General features: G+C 32.8%; 15 protein-coding genes. 13 read left to right on the top strand and 2 right to left on the bottom strand.

What is annotated here, in order from left to right:
• Positions 1–30 precede the first annotated feature (30 nt).
• The 8 genes from DM800_RS24085 to DM800_RS24050 all read left to right on the top strand — a co-directional run bounded on the left by DM800_RS24085 (position 31) and on the right by DM800_RS24050 (position 7,603).
• Positions 31–963, top strand: a complete 933-nt coding sequence (locus tag DM800_RS24085; protein WP_098133134.1) for an AAA family ATPase — start codon at positions 31–33, stop codon at positions 961–963.
• Positions 960–2,069: a DUF58 domain-containing protein gene (locus DM800_RS24080; protein WP_147787759.1), complete on the top strand. Its 1,110-nt coding sequence runs from the start codon at positions 960–962 to the stop codon at positions 2,067–2,069. Before DM800_RS24085 ends, DM800_RS24080 begins: the two co-directional genes overlap by 4 nt.
• 15 nt (positions 2,070–2,084) lie before the next feature.
• The gene (locus DM800_RS24075; protein ID WP_098133132.1) at positions 2,085–2,813 is read left to right on the top strand and encodes a hypothetical protein; all 729 of its coding nucleotides are present in this window, start codon (positions 2,085–2,087) and stop codon (positions 2,811–2,813) included.
• Positions 2,814–3,070: 257 nt separating this feature from the next.
• The gene (locus DM800_RS24070; protein ID WP_088609188.1) at positions 3,071–3,577 is read left to right on the top strand and encodes a DUF3902 family protein; all 507 of its coding nucleotides are present in this window, start codon (positions 3,071–3,073) and stop codon (positions 3,575–3,577) included.
• A gap of 230 nt (positions 3,578–3,807) precedes the next feature.
• On the top strand, positions 3,808–4,974 hold the full coding sequence (locus tag DM800_RS24065; protein ID WP_147787758.1) for a serine hydrolase domain-containing protein: 1,167 nt from the start codon (positions 3,808–3,810) through the stop codon (positions 4,972–4,974).
• A 736-nt stretch (positions 4,975–5,710) separates the two neighbouring features.
• Positions 5,711–6,187: a YbaK/EbsC family protein gene (locus tag DM800_RS24060; protein WP_087984608.1), complete on the top strand. Its 477-nt coding sequence runs from the start codon at positions 5,711–5,713 to the stop codon at positions 6,185–6,187.
• A 23-nt stretch (positions 6,188–6,210) separates the two neighbouring features.
• Positions 6,211–6,972 carry a YqcI/YcgG family protein gene (locus DM800_RS24055; RefSeq protein WP_088063835.1) on the top strand — a complete coding sequence of 254 codons (762 nt, stop codon included), beginning with the start codon at positions 6,211–6,213 and terminating at the stop codon, positions 6,970–6,972.
• Positions 6,965–7,603, top strand: a complete 639-nt coding sequence (locus tag DM800_RS24050; RefSeq protein WP_147787757.1) for a LysE family translocator — start codon at positions 6,965–6,967, stop codon at positions 7,601–7,603. Before DM800_RS24055 ends, DM800_RS24050 begins: the two co-directional genes overlap by 8 nt.
• A 287-nt stretch (positions 7,604–7,890) precedes the next feature.
• On the opposite strand, the gene DM800_RS24045 is transcribed toward DM800_RS24050, so the two are convergent.
• Positions 7,891–8,466 carry a sugar O-acetyltransferase gene (locus DM800_RS24045; RefSeq protein WP_147787756.1) on the bottom strand — a complete coding sequence of 192 codons (576 nt, stop codon included), beginning with the start codon at positions 8,464–8,466 and terminating at the stop codon, positions 7,891–7,893.
• Between the two features lie 124 nt (positions 8,467–8,590).
• On the opposite strand from DM800_RS24045, the gene DM800_RS24040 reads away from it, so the two are divergent.
• The 4 genes from DM800_RS24040 to colA all read left to right on the top strand — a co-directional run bounded on the left by DM800_RS24040 (position 8,591) and on the right by colA (position 15,288).
• The gene (locus DM800_RS24040; RefSeq protein ID WP_088063832.1) at positions 8,591–9,469 is read left to right on the top strand and encodes a LysR family transcriptional regulator; all 879 of its coding nucleotides are present in this window, start codon (positions 8,591–8,593) and stop codon (positions 9,467–9,469) included.
• A gap of 291 nt (positions 9,470–9,760) precedes the next feature.
• Positions 9,761–11,515: an adenine deaminase C-terminal domain-containing protein gene (locus tag DM800_RS24035; protein ID WP_147787755.1), complete on the top strand. Its 1,755-nt coding sequence runs from the start codon at positions 9,761–9,763 to the stop codon at positions 11,513–11,515.
• Between the two features lie 112 nt (positions 11,516–11,627).
• The gene (locus tag DM800_RS24030) at positions 11,628–12,140 is read left to right on the top strand and encodes a hypothetical protein (protein WP_147787754.1); all 513 of its coding nucleotides are present in this window, start codon (positions 11,628–11,630) and stop codon (positions 12,138–12,140) included.
• 511 nt (positions 12,141–12,651) lie between these two features.
• Positions 12,652–15,288 carry a collagenase ColA gene (colA, locus tag DM800_RS24025; RefSeq protein WP_147787753.1) on the top strand — a complete coding sequence of 879 codons (2,637 nt, stop codon included), beginning with the start codon at positions 12,652–12,654 and terminating at the stop codon, positions 15,286–15,288.
• Between the two features lie 209 nt (positions 15,289–15,497).
• Here colA and DM800_RS24020 read toward each other — a convergent pair whose 3' ends face one another.
• Positions 15,498–16,877, bottom strand: a complete 1,380-nt coding sequence (locus DM800_RS24020; protein WP_147787752.1) for a catalase — start codon at positions 16,875–16,877, stop codon at positions 15,498–15,500.
• 271 nt (positions 16,878–17,148) lie between these two features.
• Here DM800_RS24020 and DM800_RS24015 point away from each other — a divergent pair, with 271 nt between their 5' ends.
• Entirely contained in the window at positions 17,149–18,366 is a 1,218-nt protein-coding gene (locus DM800_RS24015; RefSeq protein WP_088063827.1) for an aspartate aminotransferase family protein, read from the top strand.
• Positions 18,367–18,425 lie beyond the last annotated feature (59 nt).

Genomic DNA, 18,425 nt, shown 5'->3' with positions numbered 1-18,425 from the left:
TCAGAATAAATAAGGTTAGGAGATAAATATATGAATACATTAAAGAAAATTATTAACAATATTTCGAAGGTTATTATAGGAAAAGATGAATCGATTGAACTTGCAGCTATAGCTCTCATAGCAAGAGGCCATATTTTATTAGAGGATGTACCTGGGACGGGAAAAACAACATTAGCGAAAAGTTTGGCTAAAAGTGTAGACGCTAAATTTCAAAGAATTCAATTCACAGCGGATACTTTGCCTGGAGATGTTATTGGTCTCGAATATTTTGATGTGAAGGAATCGGAATTTAAAACGAGGTTAGGTCCTATTTTTGCAAATATAGTAGTAGTGGATGAAATAAATCGAGCTGTACCGAGAACGCAATCTTCGTTATTGGAAGTGATGGAAGAACGTACTGTTACGATTGCGAAACAGACACATTCATTACCAGAACCTTTTTTAGTAATTGCAACGCAAAATCCCCTTGAATCGGCCGGTACATTTCCTTTACCTGATGCTCAACTAGACCGTTTTTTACTAACTATACGTCAAGGCTATCCTACGAGAGAAGCAGAAAAGGAGATGATGAATCGTTTTCAAATGAATGATCCGTTAGAAACTTTACATTCAATTATTTCAACTGAAGAAATTATTACAGTGCAAAAACGTGCAAGAGAAGTGTTAGTAGGAAATGATGTGCAAGATTATCTTCTTGAAATCATTGAGGCAACGCGAAAGCATGAGCTAATTGAAATTGGTGTAAGCCCGCGGGGGACGTTGGCATTTATGAGAGCAATTCAAGCACGGGCAATATTAAATGAAAGAGATTATTGTACGCCAGATGATATTAAGACACTCGCAGCATCCATATGCGCTCATCGTTTAACGTTAACGATTGAAGGGGAGATGAAAACGACGAAAGCACAAATCATGAAAGAAATTCTTCATATGATTAGTGTGCCCGTGGAGAATGTACGATGAATCAACAACTTGTGTATACACCTTTAGCGGAGCCTTTCGTAATAGGAGTTATGTCAGTTGTAGCCGTTATTTTATGTGTATTTTCAAGTAATCTACTTATATTATCTCTCGTATTTTTGTATGTAATTTTAATAAGTGCGATGCATGTGTACATACGTAAAGTGTCTCGTGTTGAATGGGAATACAGTCAAGGGAATTCAAACATTTTTATAGGTGAAGCGAATATGTGCAAAATGAAAATTTCAAACAAGTCGTTATTCCCTATTTTCAATATCGTATTTCGATTTAAATGTGAAAATACGTTAACTTGGAATCATGATGAAATAAACAAAAATACGAATACAGGTTCAAATTATTATATGAATTTACATTTAAAAGGAAGAGAGTCAGTTTCATTTGATTTGCAAGCTGTAGCTGTAAAAAGAGGAATTGCGAAATGGGAAGAAGTTGAAATTGTCATTACGGATCCCTTTGGATTCATAACGAACCATATAACATATAAACAAGTTGAAACGCCGTCTTATTTAGTTTTACCAGCTGTTCCGAAAATGCAAGTTCCTGAATTACAAGAATGGTCACGAGGATTTCGAAAAGCGATGTCATCACCCTTATATGATGAAACGAAAGTAATGGGAGTGAAGTCGTATGAAAATGAAGATTTTCGTTCCATCCACTGGAGTGCGACAGCGAAAACAGGGACGATAACTGCGAAAAAGTACGAGCGAACACAATCAGATAAATATGCGATTTATCTCAACTTGCAAAATAAAAGCGGTATTTCTTTGCGAAAGGATACAGAGGAACTAATCGAATTAACAGCAGGCATATGTAAACAACTGCTCATGCAAAACTGTTCATTTGAAGTATGGATCAATAGCGTAAAAGATAATGGGTTATTGCATATAAAGAACGGTCATAACCGGAAACATTTGCAAAATGTATTAAAAGTACTTGCCGCAATATCGGACCAAGATACGCCTGTATCTTCTACTTATTTTTACACAGCAGGCTTTCGTCGTAAAGAATTGGATGCAGTTCCTTTAATTCTTGGTACTTCCCCAAGGAAATACAGCAGAACGAATAAATGGGTTGTAATTAAAGAATAAGAAGGGGTTTATGTCATGGCTAATAAAGAGCGACATATGAAAGTGAAGATTTGGAGTGTTAGAGTTTTCATGATACTTTTCTTTACGGTTAGTGCGATAACGTTATCACAAGGTGTTGTGCATGTACAAGACATAGTAAAAGGGCTTTTTTCTAGCAAGACGAAGACAATATCGGAAAGAAATTATGATTTTACTAGTTTAGACGAACAGTTTGATGAACCTGAAAGAATTATAGATGAAGAAACAGGAGTTGTAGATACAAGAACAAAAATAGATAGGGAAATTCCACTTTTTGTACGAAAAAATTCATGGACTGATGTGTTTTCTGTTCTTTCAAATTCATGGATTAGTGTCGTTTTTTATGTAATTATTGCAGTGGTCATTCTATATGCTTTTTATAAATTAATGAGGAAAAAGGTAACGAAATCAGAAATAGAACAGGATAAACAATCGATAACAAAGGAAAATACGGATAGAACCGAAAAGAACAAGAAAGTGATGCGTCAGTTTGAACAGTCGTTACCTAAAGATACGATAAGGAAAACGTTAGTTGAATGGGAAAGAACTTTACCATTTCACGAACAGAGAAGATCCTATGAAACGATGCAACAATGGTTAAAGAGAATTTGTAGAACGAGAGATATTATTCCGATATATGAGTCTGTTCGTTATGGTGAAAAGACGTATACGGAGTTAGATATAGAGAAGACTGTACGATGGATAGAGCGAGACGGGAAAGGGTGACGTTAATATAAGTAAATGGAATTAACTATAAATTAATTTTATTTACTTATATTTAATTATATGATAATGTATACTTACTTTTTTATATCGCTAACAATGGAAAAAGGTTGCCTTAGTAGAGTATTGCTCGTTGAATTTTTTGTGAGGTTATCTTCATTACATCAATATAGGATGAAAAAGAGATAAATAAATTACGGGTAGTATGTAAATAAAAATTATAATTTATTTTTAAATTTTTGTAAGGGTGTGAAAATAGAATGAAACCGGTATTGAAAAACATACTCCTTTCCTTTATTTTTTCTGCAGCAGGGATGTGTTGGTTTCTGTTTATGTTAGTTAGAGGAGGCGGAGACTGGTTATTGTATTGGGTAGGTGTATTAATGGCCTTTTTATCTTTATACACATTAATAGATTTATATTGTAAGTATACATACGATAAAACATTAAGTAAATTGTTTATCAAAGCAACAGTTACTACCTTTAGTTTTGCCGTATTAGGAATCACCTTTGGTATTGTACACGAGCTATTACAGCCATGGAGTCTCAGTTTAATGGTTTGGTATTGGTTGTTAGTGTTACTTTTATATGTAACGACCATAATATTATTAGTTTTTGTAGTATTTGTTAATCGTAAAAATCATAATATCCTTGGAAGATATAGAATACTTATACTGCTTAATCTATTTCTTACGTTAGCACCAGTGCTGTGGCCATTACTATTTACTATTATCGGAAATGGCATGAACGCTAGTGCAGGATGGTAAAAGTGAATGAACTAAAAAGTTGATATAGGGTTTTAAGTATGTAAGAGAACGTGTTTTCATACATTGAAAACACGTTCTTTTTTATTTTCATACATTGCTTTTTCCATTGGGTCATTAAATTTTGAACGTAAGTATTTCGTAAGGAATGGATAAGAAAAAAGAGAGGTTTATCATATAGGATGAAAGTATAGCTTGAATCAATACGATATGAATAGAGGAGAGAAAGCCTTATGAAAAAAAGTTATTCAATTAAGTTAGCGAGTTTGGCAGTTTTATTAGCGGGTACTACTTTATTCACACCAGGTTTTACTGTGAAAGCAGAATCTACTCAAAATATTTCTAATTCGTCAGAAGCACATGATCAAAAGAATCTGAATGGTTGGAAACGAGTCATGCAGGAAACAATCCAAATTGGAGCGCCAGGGGTATTAGCTAAGACGTATAATAACGGAAAAATTAGTAGTTATAATGCTGGCCTCGCGGATTTAAGTACAAAGAAATCGATGAAATCGGACTATCGCTTTCGGATTGGTAGTGTGACGAAAACTTTTACTGCTACGACTGTTCTTCAATTAGTAGGAGAAAATCGCGTGCAACTTGACGATTCTATTGAAAAGTGGCTACCTGGCCTCATTCAAGGAAATGGATATGATGGCAATCAAATTACGATACGTCAACTTTTGAACCATACGAGTGGTATAGCTGAATATTTAAAGTCAAAAGAAGCTGACATTATGAATTCGAAAAAAACGTATACACCAGAAGAAATAGTGAAAATAGGACTTGCTCTACCTCCAGATTTTTCGCCAGGTAAAGGTTGGTCGTATTCAAACACAGGATACGTAATACTAGGAATGCTTATTGAAAAAATAACTGGTAATAGTTATGCGGAAGAAATTGAAAAACGAATTATTGAACCTTTGGACTTGGCAAATACGTTTTTACCAGGTAATTCACCAGTCATCCCAGGAAAGAATCATGCTCGAGGGTATATGAAAATTGACGAAACAAGTGAATTGAAAGACATGACGTATTATAATCCGAGTTTAGCTAATTCAGCGGGAGATATGATTTCAGATGCAGACGATTTAAATAAGTTCTTTTCATCTTTGCTCGGTGGTAAGTTATTGAAAGAACGCGAGCTAAAAGAGATGCTTACTACAGTTCCAATAGAAGGAAAAGATCTTGGTGATGGATATGGCCTTGGGATATATGAGACGAAACTTCCAAACGGTGTTTCAGTTTGGGGTCACGGAGGAGCAATTCCTGGGTATATGACTTTTGCTGGTGGAGTAATTGGAGGCAAGCATACATTTGCTGTCAATGTTAACTCTTTAGGTCCGGTTGATATTCTTACACAGTTTAATAAAATGATGCAAATTGAATTTAAGAAATAATAGATGAAAAGAGTTCTACTATAGAGGTATATAAGGACTTGTATGCGATTTAATTATTATTAAAATATAGTCTTAAAAAACCCCGAATCATGAGCAATTTACTTCCCATGATTCGGGGTTTTTACGTGCTGTTACAAGAAAAGTAATGATGTATTTAAATTTTTTTATTTTACTATAAATCTATTATATTTATTTGATATTTCTTATTTATAGTGACTTTTACATTTTTAAAATATTGGAACATACAAAGGTAAGTAGTTCTAGATTTTGGAGTTAATAATAAGTAAATTCTGATTTTTGTTGAAAAATATTCGAATGTATTTCCTTAATTTACATAATAATGTACTTTTATCGTATGAATTAATATCTTAAAGCGTATTAATGTTGACGTATTTCCGAAGGATAAAACAAAACATTTTTGGAAGATGAAAAATAGAACACATATACAAGTCCTTTTTCAAAAGAAACAATATGTATGAATTAATAACAAATAGAATTAAGTATACAAAAATAGATAATTATGATTTGTGTCTAAATGATTGACTATTATGAAATTAATGATTAATATAGGTTTTATATTTTAATTCCATTTTTATTACAAAAATGTATTTTATTGCAATTTAAATTGTGTTTTAAAATATAATTGAATATATTGTGAAAAAGAATAGGGAGCGGGAACAGCAATAGAAAAGGCTATATTTTCAAATTGTGTAATGAAATCAAAGGGAGGATAAATATGTATAAACAAGTAGTAGAACTGCTAGAAGAAGCGGCTATATCGTATAAACAATATACACATGAACCAATATTAGATTATGAAACAGATAGAAAAATTAGAGAAAGGTTTAAATTAGAAGGTGTACCCAGTAAAAGTTTATTTTTAAAAGATAAATCAAATAACTATTACATATTTGTAACTGTTGAAGGAGAAAAATTAGATTCAAAACTTATGAAAGAGTTGGTTGGAAAAAGGATTTCTATTTGTTCAGCCGAGGAGTTAATAGAAAAAACTTCTTGTGTTCCAGGATGCGTATCTCCATTTGGCTATTCAGATGAAATCACACTTATTATAGATCGAAAAATTTATAACTATAATAAATTTTTATTATCTCCCGGTATACCTGAGATAACAATTGAAATACCTACAAAAAGTATAAATGAAATTTTAAATATTGTTGAGAATAATATTTTACTATATGAGAAAAAATCATAAATATATTAGGGGGGATTTTAATAATGCCAACTACAAAAATGTATTTATACGATCAAAAGAGAATAATTGAAGAACAAAATAAAGGGATTTTAGATGAGTGGAAAACTGTATCTTTCAATAATTTTCACGATAGCATTTTAGATCAATCTAAACCATTTCCGTGTTATTTTGCAGTGGATTCTGAGAAACATGGTTGGTCTAGATATATATTTTCTGAATCGGCTTATGATGAAAATGAATTGTTCAAACTAAGAGATGGAATTTATGAATATATTAAAACATATCAACAAATTGCAAAGAGAACTACTTTAGTAATATTTTTTAAACCATCTAATAAACAATTACTGGCTGAAGAATACAAAAAACAATTTTGGAATGTATTACAATTTTTAATGAGAAATGATCCGGAGCCATGGAATGCAGAAATACCAATAGATCCTTATAACGCTAAATGGGAATTTTGTTTTGGTGGTGAACCTATATTTGTCGTTTGTAGGGCTCCAATATATTCTGAGAGAAAAAGTAGATATACTGGAACCGGCCTTGAAATTACGTTACAACCTCGAGGTACTCTGGATGATATTACAGGTGATACAAAACAAGGGAAACAAGTGCGGAAAGTGATTAGAAAACGTTTGTTAGCATATGATGATATTCCAATGCATCCAGATATAGGGGATTACGGAATAAAAGAAACCTTTGAATGGAAACAATATATGTTACCAGAAACAAATGAAGAAAGTGTAATGAGATGTCCTATTACGGGGTTGAAGAAAAATGATTAGCATGATATTCAGTTATATATTATTAGGGATTTCATTGTCTGCACCAGTCGGTCCGATTAATGTTGCTCAAATAAATAAAGGAATAAAAAATGGTTTTTTGAGTGCATGGTTAGTAGGAGTCGGGGCAATGTCAGCAGATGTTGTAATGATGTTTTTAATTTACTTTGGTATTTCGACTTATTTAACAACTCCAGTTGCTCAACTTTGCATTTGGATTTTTGGTTTTGTAACGATGATTTATTTGGGCTATGAAAGTATGAAAGAAGCTACTAAACAAGTTCAATATATTTCATCAGGTGAAAAAGAACATCCTTTAAAATCTTTTCTATCGGGGTTTGCTATCGCAATTTCTAATCCATTAAATATTATTTTTTGGATAGGGATATATGGATCAGTTCTAACTAGTGCTATGAATACTATTGGAAAAGAACAAGCTTTATGGTATAGTGCAGCCATTTTTGCTGGGATTATGCTTTGGGATATATTTATGGCTACATCTATTCATTTTGGTAGAAGATTTATTAATCATACAGTAATGAAATGGATTTCTATAGTAGCAGGCATTGTTTTAATTCTGTTTGGAATATATTTTGGCTACGAGGCAGTAAAAGGAATTGCTCAACTATTATGAACTTTTTGACTATTAGAGAGAATAGTGATTTATTAGAAATTTATTTATCGCGAATCTTTTGGTTTTTGAATTTGTTAATCGATGGGTATAGGTTAATTCCATATAGTAAAAGACTTATAGAATCATTCTATAAGTCTTTTTATTGCGGTATAGAAAAATATATAGGTATATTCTCTTCTCACAAAGAGAAATAAAATTCTTAACAAGAGCGATAAAATAAATATATAAGCAGTAAAGCAAATTTCAATCAAAGTAGCTTGTTTGCATTTGAAAAATCTAGAATATTTTTAATTGCTATGAATGACTTTCACACTTTTTGCAGGCACCCCTGCAACGACGGTGTTTGCAGGTACATTTTTTGTAACAACTGAACCTGCAGCAACAATTGAATTGTTCCCAATTGTAACACCAGGAAGTATTGTTGCGCTAGAACCAATCCATACATTTTCACCAATTATAACAGGGGAAGCGTATGTCGTATTTCTTGTTTCTAAAGTTAGCCCGTGATTAAGTGTGGCAATTGTAACATTCATACCGATCATACAATTGTCTCCTATATGAATTCCGCCTCTATCTTGAAAAGAACATCCAGTGTTAAAAAATACGTTTTTTCCAATTGTAATATTTTTACCGAAGTCTGTATGAAACGGTGGAAAACACATAAAAGATGGATCAATGTTGTTACCTGTTAATTCACTAAATATTGCTACAATCTCTTCTTTAGAATGATAAGATGTATTTAATTTCATTGTTATCTTCTGGGCTTCATAGCTACATTGAACTAGTAGATCATGTAGTTCTTTATCCTCGCCTGAAATAGGCTTGCCGGCCTTACAAAAATTTATAAAATCTTTCATATTCATTGTTATACTCCCCTCTAAAACGCTAATCTTTTCAATACAATCATAAAATGATACGATTCTAATATCAAATACCTATATTAAATACATTAATATGCTTATTAGCTATATGTAAAAGGAGACTATCGTGGAAATTCGAGTGTTACGCTATTTTATTGCTGTAGCAAATGAAGAAAGTATTTCAGCAGCTGCAAAACAATTACATTTGTCACAGCCAACATTATCAAGGCAACTGAAAGATTTAGAAATGGAATTAGGAACAAATTTATTTATAAGAGGAAATAGGAAAATATCATTAACAGAAGAGGGGAAATACTTATTTAAAAAGGCGAAGGAGATTGTTGATTTAGCAGATAAAACGGAAGCGAACTTAAAAGATTCAAAAGAAATGATAAGCGGGGAAGTTTACATTGGTGCCGGTGAAACTGAAGCGATGCATCTTATTGCGAAAACATTAAAAGTATTAATAAAAGACTATCCAAATATTCGATTTCATTTGTACAGCGGAAATGCTGATGACATTAAGAGTAAATTAGATAGTGGATTATTAGATTTTGGTGTCGTTATAGAGCCAACTGATAAACAAAAATATGAATATGCACAATTGCCAGCTAAAGACACTTGGGGTGTATTAATGTGTAAAGATAGTCCTTTATCGGATAAACAAGTTATTAGCCCAGTGGATTTAATAGATAAACCATTATTCATTTCACGACAATCTACTGTTAGTAATGAATTAACAGGATGGTTTGGACAAAGTATAGATAATTTAAACATCGTCGCAACCTATAATTTGCTTTATAATGCAGCACTTATGGTTGAAGAAGGTATTGGATATGCATTATGTATAGATAAGATAATTAACACTTCAGGAAATAGTAAACTTTGCTTTAAACCATTACAACCTAAATTAGAAGCGAACTTAAATATTATTTGGAAAAAGAATCAAGTTTTTTCAAATGCAGCCCATGCCTTTATAAATCAGCTCCGAAATAGTATGAACTAATCATAATTTGAAATGCAAAGTAAAAAACGTGCCATCGTATTAAGGTGACACGTTTTTTACTTTACGAAATAGTCGTTATTCTTTCGAAGATTTCAGTAAAACAACTGCACAGAAATGTTTATGTTCAAAAGGAGAAGTAGTGAACAATAAAAACGATGTTTATTCTGAAAATTTTTATTTTTATGATTATTAAATATAATAGGGGTACGTATTTAGTGGACTTGTATGAAAAATAGTTTATTTAATTAATTATTTTTCATCTTAACTAATATAGCATTGGAGTTGAATACAGTGGAACAAAAGGATTTCAGGTGGAGTAACAAGCAATTAAGAGAACATGTTGAAATAATAGATGGCAAAAGAAGTCCGCACATTTTATTTAAGAATGCAACTTATTTAAATTCCTATATGCGCGAGTGGATGCAAGCAAATATTTGGATCTATGATGATCGCATTATTTATGTAGGAGAAAAACTGCCAGCGCAACTACATAAATGTGAAGTCATTGATTGTGATGGAAAGTATATAGTTCCAAGTTACATAGAACCGCATGCACATCCATATCAATTATATAATCCAGAAACGTTAGCAAATTATGCGATGCAGTTTGGGACGACGACTTTTATTAATGATAATTTAACTTTATTTTTCACATTACAACGTGAAGAAGCATTTCGTTTATTAGATGAATTTGAAAAGATTCCAGCAAGTATGTATTGGTGGTGTCGTTTCGATGGACAAACAGAATTGCAAAACGGGGAATCTTTATTTAATCGTGTAGAAATAATAGAGTGGCTTAAGCATAAAGCAGTTCTTCAAGGTGGCGAGCTAACAGCGTGGCCAAAGTTATTACATGGCGATGATGAAATGTTACATTGGGTGCAGGAAACGAAACGATTACATAAAAAAGTAGAAGGGCATTTTCCAGGAGCATCTGAAACGACTTTAGCGAAGTTAAAACTGTTAGGTACAGATTGTGATCATGAAGCGATGACAGGGCAGGAAGCTTTCACTCGTCTTATGCAAGGTTACACGGTTTCCCTAAGAAATTCTTCAATCCACCCAGATTTAGAAGTGTTACTGAAAGAATTGTTGGAACTAGGAGTAAAACAGTTTGATAGATTCATTCTTACTACAGACGGCTCACATCCTTCGTTTTATGAAAATGGAATGACAAACGTTATGATATCTACCGCGATAAAACAAGGGGTGCCAATAATAGATGCTTATCATATGGCAAGCTATAATATCGCTCGTTATTATAATATGGAACATGTACATGGTTCAATTGCGACAGGTAGAATTGCTAATATTAATATTTTAGAAAGTAAAGAAAAACCGGTTCCAATAAGCGTAATTGCAAAAGGGAAATGGGTGAAGCGTGACGGAATAAACAAAAATGAATCATTACAAATAGACTGGAGTAAATTCAAAGTAACTCCATTATTATTAAACTGGTCCATAGAAAAAGAGGATATGATTTTTTCTCATAAAATGGGTATACATTTATTGAATAACGTTATAACTAAACCATACACGAGTGAAATTGATTTAAACTGTGATGAACTTTCTCTAGATCATGATGAGTGTTTTCTTATGATGATTGCTCGTGACGGTACGTGGCGAGTGAATACAGTTGTGAAAGGTTTTGCGAAAGAACTAGGTGGTCTTGCTAGCTCTTATTCTGGTACCGGCGACATCATTCTTATTGGGAAGAATAAAGAAGATATGCTTACAGCTTTTCATAGAGTAAAAGAGCTTGGCGGGGGAATGGTAATAGCTGAAAAGAATGAAGTATTACACGAAATCGCATTACCATTGCTCGGGATTATGTCTAATTTAAAAATGAGTGAATTAATACAGGAAGAGAAACAGTTGGTGAAATTATTGCAAGAGCGTGGCTACAGGTATGACGATCCGGCATTTACCATTTTATTCTTTTCTGCGACGCACTTGCCTTTTATACGGGTAACGCCTATAGGACTATATGATGTGAAAAATAGTAAGGTAATGGCTTCACCGGTAAATTTAATAAAGCAATGTTAATATGAAAGGCTCTATAAAAGTCCAATTTATAGGGCCTTTCACATTGTTAGCATAAGAATATTGTAAGACTCAAATGATATAGTATATAAATCATTTGAGGTGATATGTAAATATGAAAAAAATATTTTACATTTTAAGCGTATTTATTTTGTGTGTATCGATACAACACGTTGTACATTCCCAATCAGATGCACCAAGGTTATCTTCTGATTGTCTTGAAAAAAGGAAAATTCGAGATGAGAAGTATGTGAAAAACATTATGAGGGACATTAAATCTACGTTTGATTTAAATATTGATGCACACAGTTTTTTGGAAGTAAGTAAAAGAGATCTGGAGGCTGCCCATTTGATGTATGGTGGAAAGGAAAATGATTCTTATTATAATTCGCTAACTAAAATTTATGATAGTGGTGGATTTAGCGAGCAGCCCAGCTTATTTGTGAGGGCGCAAGAAGCATTTTTACTTTATAAAGAAAAAGATAATATTAATGTAATGAAACGCCTTAAACTAGACGTTGAAAAAGGGGAATGGCTCGTTATAAAAACGAAAAAGAAGAAAGGGAAAAAAGTGAAATTCAAACCGTTACAATGTGAAAAAGATTATCTAAAAAAGAGAAATGAATAACAAAATACTTATTAATACTATTTTTATTCAACGATATTTTGCTGTTGATTTGAAATAGAAAAAGGTAAACGAACATATTAGCTTTATGGAATATGTTTGTTTACCTTTTTTGAGAGATTTAAAAATTGGGGATGTTGTTAGTTGAAAATTATTTACTGGTTAATGAACTTATAACATTCAATGAATTTGTTCTTCATAAACATTAGATTTTGTGTCAAATGATTTATACATTGCCGAACCACCTATGTATATTTTATTCTACAGTATTTATAAAAGAATGTTGGCTATTCATAAGAAATATGATTAATATGATTGGCACAGTTTTTGCTTGTACTAAATGTAACGAAGGGAGATTGTATGTAAGGAATCTGTACTCGTAATAGTATAAAACAAGCTACTATTGCATTATTGATCATAGTTGTATTTATAGCGGAACTGTAAATACATACAAATAAGTGTTTTTTGATTTTAAAATTCTGAATTTTCTTTTAAATCACTAGGGGGCAATGGTATGGTTAAATATTCGAAAATTTCTAAGTGGATTCTTGGTGTTGGACTAGTGACAATAACATGTAATGGTTTGCAAATTCAAGCAGAGACAAAAGAGAAAAATGTGAAGAATGTATTACAAATGGAGCCGGTAGGAATACAGAAATCTGTTGATGAATTGGCGCACCCTTCAAAAGTACAAGAAAATGCATCTTTTACAAAACGGTTAAAATTAGCGGATTTATCGCAGCGTCCACTAGCACCAACCGATAATATTAAACCGTTAGCTGAAGAAAAAAAGTATTCGATGGCTGAGTTAAATCAATTAAATAACAAACAATTAACTGATCTTCTTGTGACAATTAAATGGTATCAAATTCCGGAATTATTTCAGTTTAATAGTGATAGTCTTAAATTCTATCAAGATGATAACCGAATGCAAGCGATTATTAATAAACTAGCAGAACAAGGACAAGCTTATACGAAAGATGATTCAAAAGGGATTGAAACATTAGTAGAAGCTCTACGTGCAGCATTTTATTTAGGTTTTTACCATGATGAATTAAGCAAACTAAATGAGCGTAGCTACCATGATAAATGTTTACCAGCTTTAAAAACAATTGCAAAAAATCCAAATTTCAAACTTGGTACATCAGAACAAAATAAAGTAATTGCATCATATGGAAAATTAATTGGAAATGCATCAGCAGATGTTGAAACGGTTTTATATGCAGGTGAAATTTTTAAACAATATAACGATAATCTTGCAACTTTCATTGAAGACCGAACAAAAGGAGATGCTATATATGAGTTGATGAAGGGAATTGACTTTGATATTCAGACGGATATGTACACGACTGGAAAAGAGCCGAAAGATACGATGTGGTATCGAAATATCGATAACTTTATTAATGAAGTAAGTCGTTTCGCACTTATTGGTACTGTATCAGATAAAAATGGATGGTTAATAAATAACGGAATTTACTATGCTGGCCGATTGGGCAAGCTTCATAGCACGCCGACAAAAGGACAACAAGTTGTTACAGATGCAATGCGAATTTATCCATATTTAGGAGAGCAATACTTTGTTGCGGCAGAACAAATTACTACAAATTATGGAGGAATAGATGCGAACGGAAAAACTGTAAATTTAGATCAAATTCGAGAAGAGGGTAAAGAGAAATATTTACCGAAAACGTATACGTTTGACGATGGAGCAATTGTCTTTAAAGCTGGGGATAAAGTTAGCGAAGAGAAAATTAAACGTCTATACTGGGCGGCAAAAGAAGTGCGTTCTCAATTTTATCGTACAGTTGGTAGCGATAAACCACTTGAAAGTGGACATGCTGATGATGTGTTAACGATGGTTATTTATAATAGCCCAGATGAGTATCAATTTAATCGTCAACTGTACGGGTATGAAACGAATAATGGTGGGATTTATATTGAAGGGACAGGGACTTTCTTTACATATGAACGTACACCAGAGCAAAGTATTTATAGTTTGGAAGAATTGTTCCGCCATGAATTTACGCACTACTTACAAGGAAGGTACGAAGTTCAAGGATTATGGGGACAAGGAGAAATGTATCAAAATGAACGTTTAACATGGTTTGAAGAAGGGAATGCAGAGTTCTTTGCAGGTGCAACGCGATTAGATAGTGTAGTACCGCGAAAAAGTATAATTGGTGGGTTATCTAATGATCCTGCAAACCGTTATACAGCATCACAAACATTAAATGCGAAATATGGAACGTGGGATTTTTATAATTATTCGTTTGCACTGCAATCATATATGTATAATAAACGCCCAGAAATGTTCGATAAAGTACATGATTTAATTCGCGCAAATGATGTTTCAAGTTACGATGCATACCGTGTTACATTAAGCAAAGATAATAAGTTAAATGAAGAATATCAATCTTATATGCAAATGCTTATTGATAATCGCGATAAGTATACAATTCCACAAGTATCAGATGAGTATTTAACTCAGCATGATCCAAAATCGCTTTCGGACGTTACTTCAGATATTACGAATGAAGCGAAATTAAAAGATGTGAAAGTAACAAAGAATAAATCACAATTCTTTAATACATTTACACTACAGGGGACATATACAGGAAGTGCGGCTAAAGGAGAAGTTGAGGACTGGAAAGTGATGAATGAAGCAACAAATGATATGTTGAAACGCCTTTCAGGAAAAGAGTGGACTGGATATAAAACATTGACTGCTTATTTTGTAAATTACCGTGTAAATAATGCTGGACAATATGAATATGATGTTGTGTTTAGCGGAGTGAATACAGAAGAAGGTACGGCTGTAGAAAAAGAACCAAATAATTCATTTGAAACAGCAAATCCACTATCCTTGAATATTTTGTTAAAAGGAACCTTGAGCGATCAAGATCAGGGGGATAAATTTGTTATTGATGTAAAGGATCAAAAAGATTTACAGATTTCTGTTACGAACGAACAAAATCTTGGACTGAACTGGGTATTATATTCTGAATCAGATCTAAATAATTATGTAGCTTATGCAACAAAACGTGATGGAAACAAATTGCTTGGAAATTATAATGCAAAGCCAGGGAAATATTACTTAAGTGTATATAAGTATGGTGGTGGAACAGGGAATTATACGGTACAAGTAAAATAGTTTGTTTTGAAAGGCTACTTATTGCATTTTTTAGCTAAATAAAGTAGTTTAATGTTAAACATTAAACTACTTCAATATATCCCTGTTCTAATTATAGAACAGGGATATATTGGCTTTATATTTTTAAATTAAATAACTTCATTGGATTTTGACAAGAAAATAATTAATATAGATTTGAATTCTCATTCGTAAAGCATGTTTTAATCTTCTTAATGCTCTTTCATTTTTGTCTCAATGCTTGTTTTCAAATCAGTTGATACTTGATTGAAATACCCCAAAACTATCTTCCTAATATCATGGGATATAACTTTCAAATCACTAGCTAAGTTTTTAGCAAGATGTTCTTTTTCTATCGGTTTTAACTTCGCATAAAATTCACTAGGCTGCGTAAAGTCATCCTGTTTCGTAATAGAAGTTCTTTCAAGTTTACCTTCAACGTATCTTCCGTCACCGCTCGTTATTTGATTAGCAGGCGTCCAATTTTGCTGTTTGTTAATCGCCAATTTGCGAAATTCGGAACCAATTCTTCTTCTTTGAGAATCACTGTAAATGTTAGCACGCCCTTGCAGCATTTTATCATCTGATAGTTCTGCACCGTCTAGTAAATTAGAAGGGGAGAAGGCGACTTTTTCTACTTGCTCCATATAATTTTCAGGATTTTTATTTAATACCATTTTGCCTACTGGTATAAGAGGATACTTCTTTTCATCCCATACTTTTGTATCATCTAAAGGGTCATAAGAAAGATGTGCTTCATCTTTCGGATCCATGAGCTGGACATATAAACCGTATTCTACTGGTTTACCATTTGCAATTGCATCATATAAATCTTTCCCGCTATAATCAGAGTTTTCAGCAGCCAGTTTATTCGCTTCCTCACTAGTAATGTATTGTACACCTTCAAAGGGGTACCAATGATACTTTACATACTTTCGATTACCTTCTGCATTTCTCCATACATATGTATTAACACTATGTCCTGGGATGTGGCGAAGACTTTTGGCCGTACCAGCATCAGAATATAAATGAACAACGAAATGAATGGATTCAGGCGCTCTAGCGACAAAGCTCCAAAATCTATTAGGGTCTATTAAGTTATTTATAGGTGAAGGTAACAACGCTTGAATCGTTTCAGGGAAACGCATCGGATCACGAACGGAAAAGACAGGGATGTGATTACATAAAAGATCGAAAATGCCTTCTTCTGTATAAAACTTTGTAGAAAAACCGCGTACATTTCTAGAAGTGTCAGGTGTTCCTTTCGTACTAACGGCTAATGAAAATCGCACCATAACAGGAACTCTCGCATTAGAATTTTGTAAAAAACGTAGTTTAGTATGTTCAGACATTGGATAGATCGTTTGAAAATAACCGAACGCACCAAATCCTTTTACATGAACAGGTCTTTCTAAAATTTTTTCGTGAATAAATTCTTGTAGCGTCTCGTGAAGTACACTATCTTGCTTTAGAATAGGTCCACGTGAACCAACTGTTTGTGAGTGAAGTATAGCTTGTTCATTACGTTCTCTATTTTCATTAAAGTCATTCCCTAGTAAAGATTGCCCCTGTTTATCATAGTTTTCATCCATCTATATAGCCTCCAAATCTTTTTTGTCCATTGTTACTAAATATGATTTCATAGCCTTGATTATGTATGACACGCAAAGTCCAAAATGGTAACAGACCGCTAGATGAAAAAAATGCACATGTAGTGGACCTGTTGAAATAGAAGAAATTATGGAAAAATGAATATCGTGAAGAAAATTACTATTAAAATTTTAATCTGAAAAATGAATTTATACATGACTTTATAGAGAATGAACATAAATAAACAGGGAAAATAACTAGGAGGAATTTAAAATGTCGGATTGGTTTCAATTAGATAAAGAATATATGATGTCTACGTATTGTCGTACGAAGGTTGCGATAGAAAGAGGAGAAGGTTGCAAACTATATGATGTGGATGGTAAAGAATATGTAGATTTATTTTCTGGTGTCGGAGTGAATGTATTAGGATACAATCACCCGAAAATCGTGCAAATGACAATGGAACAAGTTACGAAATCGTTGCATCTTCCATTTCATTTTTTAAATCCAGTTGCGATTGAGTATGCAAAGAAATTAGTTGACTGCTCTTTAAAAAACGGAAAGGTCTTTTTTACAAACTCTGGTACGGAAGCGACAGAAACGACATTAAAATTAATTGATAAATATAGAGCTAATACGGGAGAGGAACGTGAAGGAATCGTAGTGCTGAAGAATAGTTTCCATGGGCGTACGTTAGGAGCACTTCATTTTACGAGACAAGAAAGTGTATATCAAAATTTTCCTAAAACATCGATTCCGGTATATGAAGTAGAGCGTGAGAATATAGAGCAATTAGAAGAAACAATCGTTAAAGAAAATCCAATTGCGATTATGCTAGAGCCTGTATTAGGAAGCGGGGGGATATACCCTTTATCAAGTGAATATTTACATGGTGTTCAAAACTTATGTGATAAATATAATGTTATTCTTATCGTTGATGAAGTTCAAAGTGGTATGGGGAGAACTGGTAAACTATTTGCTTATCAAAATTTCAATATTACTCCGGATATTATTCAAATTGGTAAGGGAGCAGGAGGCGGGATACCGCTTGGCGGAATTATTGTAGGTGAAAAGTTATGTGATGTATTTGCACCAGGAGATCACGGCACAACGTTTGCTCATTCTTCAATGGGAACCGCTTTAGGGTTAACGGTATTAAACACATTGATTGACGATGGTTTAATGCAAGAAGCGTATGAAACGTCACACTATCTAAATGATAAATTGCAAGAAATTCAGAAAGAAAATTCTTATTATATTCAGGAAGTACGCCATGCTGGTATGATGTTTGGAATTAGTTTGAATGATACGAATGAAAATGTAAAGAAATTACAGGTAGAGCTAATGGAGAAAGGGATGTTAGTTGATGTTACACAAGGGAATATCATCCGTTTACTTCCTCCATATATAATTAAAAAAGAAGAAATTGATGCATTTATTACTCAATTTATTTCTTGTATGGATAAAGTTGCTGCTGTAGTAAGTGCTTAAAAGTTAAAAGCTAAATTTTATATAAAGTGCACTCTAATTGTTAAAAATAGTTTTACAAT

Origin of the sequence: Bacillus sp. AY18-3, assembly GCF_008042305.1 — a bacterium.
Taxonomy (GTDB): domain Bacteria; phylum Bacillota; class Bacilli; order Bacillales; family Bacillaceae_G; genus Bacillus_A; species Bacillus_A wiedmannii.
The sequence above is the reverse complement of the archived record's forward strand: the minus strand, read 5'-3'. Positions and strand labels throughout refer to the sequence as shown.

Coding starts and splice junctions, on each gene's coding strand:
- DM800_RS24070 (WP_088609188.1), top strand. CDS start 3,071: ATGAAACCGGTATTGAAAAACATACTCCTTTCCTTTATTTTTTCTGCA.
- DM800_RS24050 (WP_147787757.1), top strand. CDS start 6,965: ATGATTAGCATGATATTCAGTTATATATTATTAGGGATTTCATTGTCT.
- DM800_RS24030 (WP_147787754.1), top strand. CDS start 11,628: ATGAAAAAAATATTTTACATTTTAAGCGTATTTATTTTGTGTGTATCG.
- DM800_RS24065 (WP_147787758.1), top strand. CDS start 3,808: ATGAAAAAAAGTTATTCAATTAAGTTAGCGAGTTTGGCAGTTTTATTA.
- DM800_RS24015 (WP_088063827.1), top strand. CDS start 17,149: ATGTCGGATTGGTTTCAATTAGATAAAGAATATATGATGTCTACGTAT.
- DM800_RS24075 (WP_098133132.1), top strand. CDS start 2,085: ATGGCTAATAAAGAGCGACATATGAAAGTGAAGATTTGGAGTGTTAGA.
- DM800_RS24080 (WP_147787759.1), top strand. CDS start 960: ATGAATCAACAACTTGTGTATACACCTTTAGCGGAGCCTTTCGTAATA.
- DM800_RS24020 (WP_147787752.1), bottom strand. CDS start 16,877: ATGGATGAAAACTATGATAAACAGGGGCAATCTTTACTAGGGAATGAC.
- DM800_RS24045 (WP_147787756.1), bottom strand. CDS start 8,466: ATGAATATGAAAGATTTTATAAATTTTTGTAAGGCCGGCAAGCCTATT.
- DM800_RS24060 (WP_087984608.1), top strand. CDS start 5,711: ATGTATAAACAAGTAGTAGAACTGCTAGAAGAAGCGGCTATATCGTAT.
- colA (WP_147787753.1), top strand. CDS start 12,652: ATGGTTAAATATTCGAAAATTTCTAAGTGGATTCTTGGTGTTGGACTA.
- DM800_RS24085 (WP_098133134.1), top strand. CDS start 31: ATGAATACATTAAAGAAAATTATTAACAATATTTCGAAGGTTATTATA.
- DM800_RS24055 (WP_088063835.1), top strand. CDS start 6,211: ATGCCAACTACAAAAATGTATTTATACGATCAAAAGAGAATAATTGAA.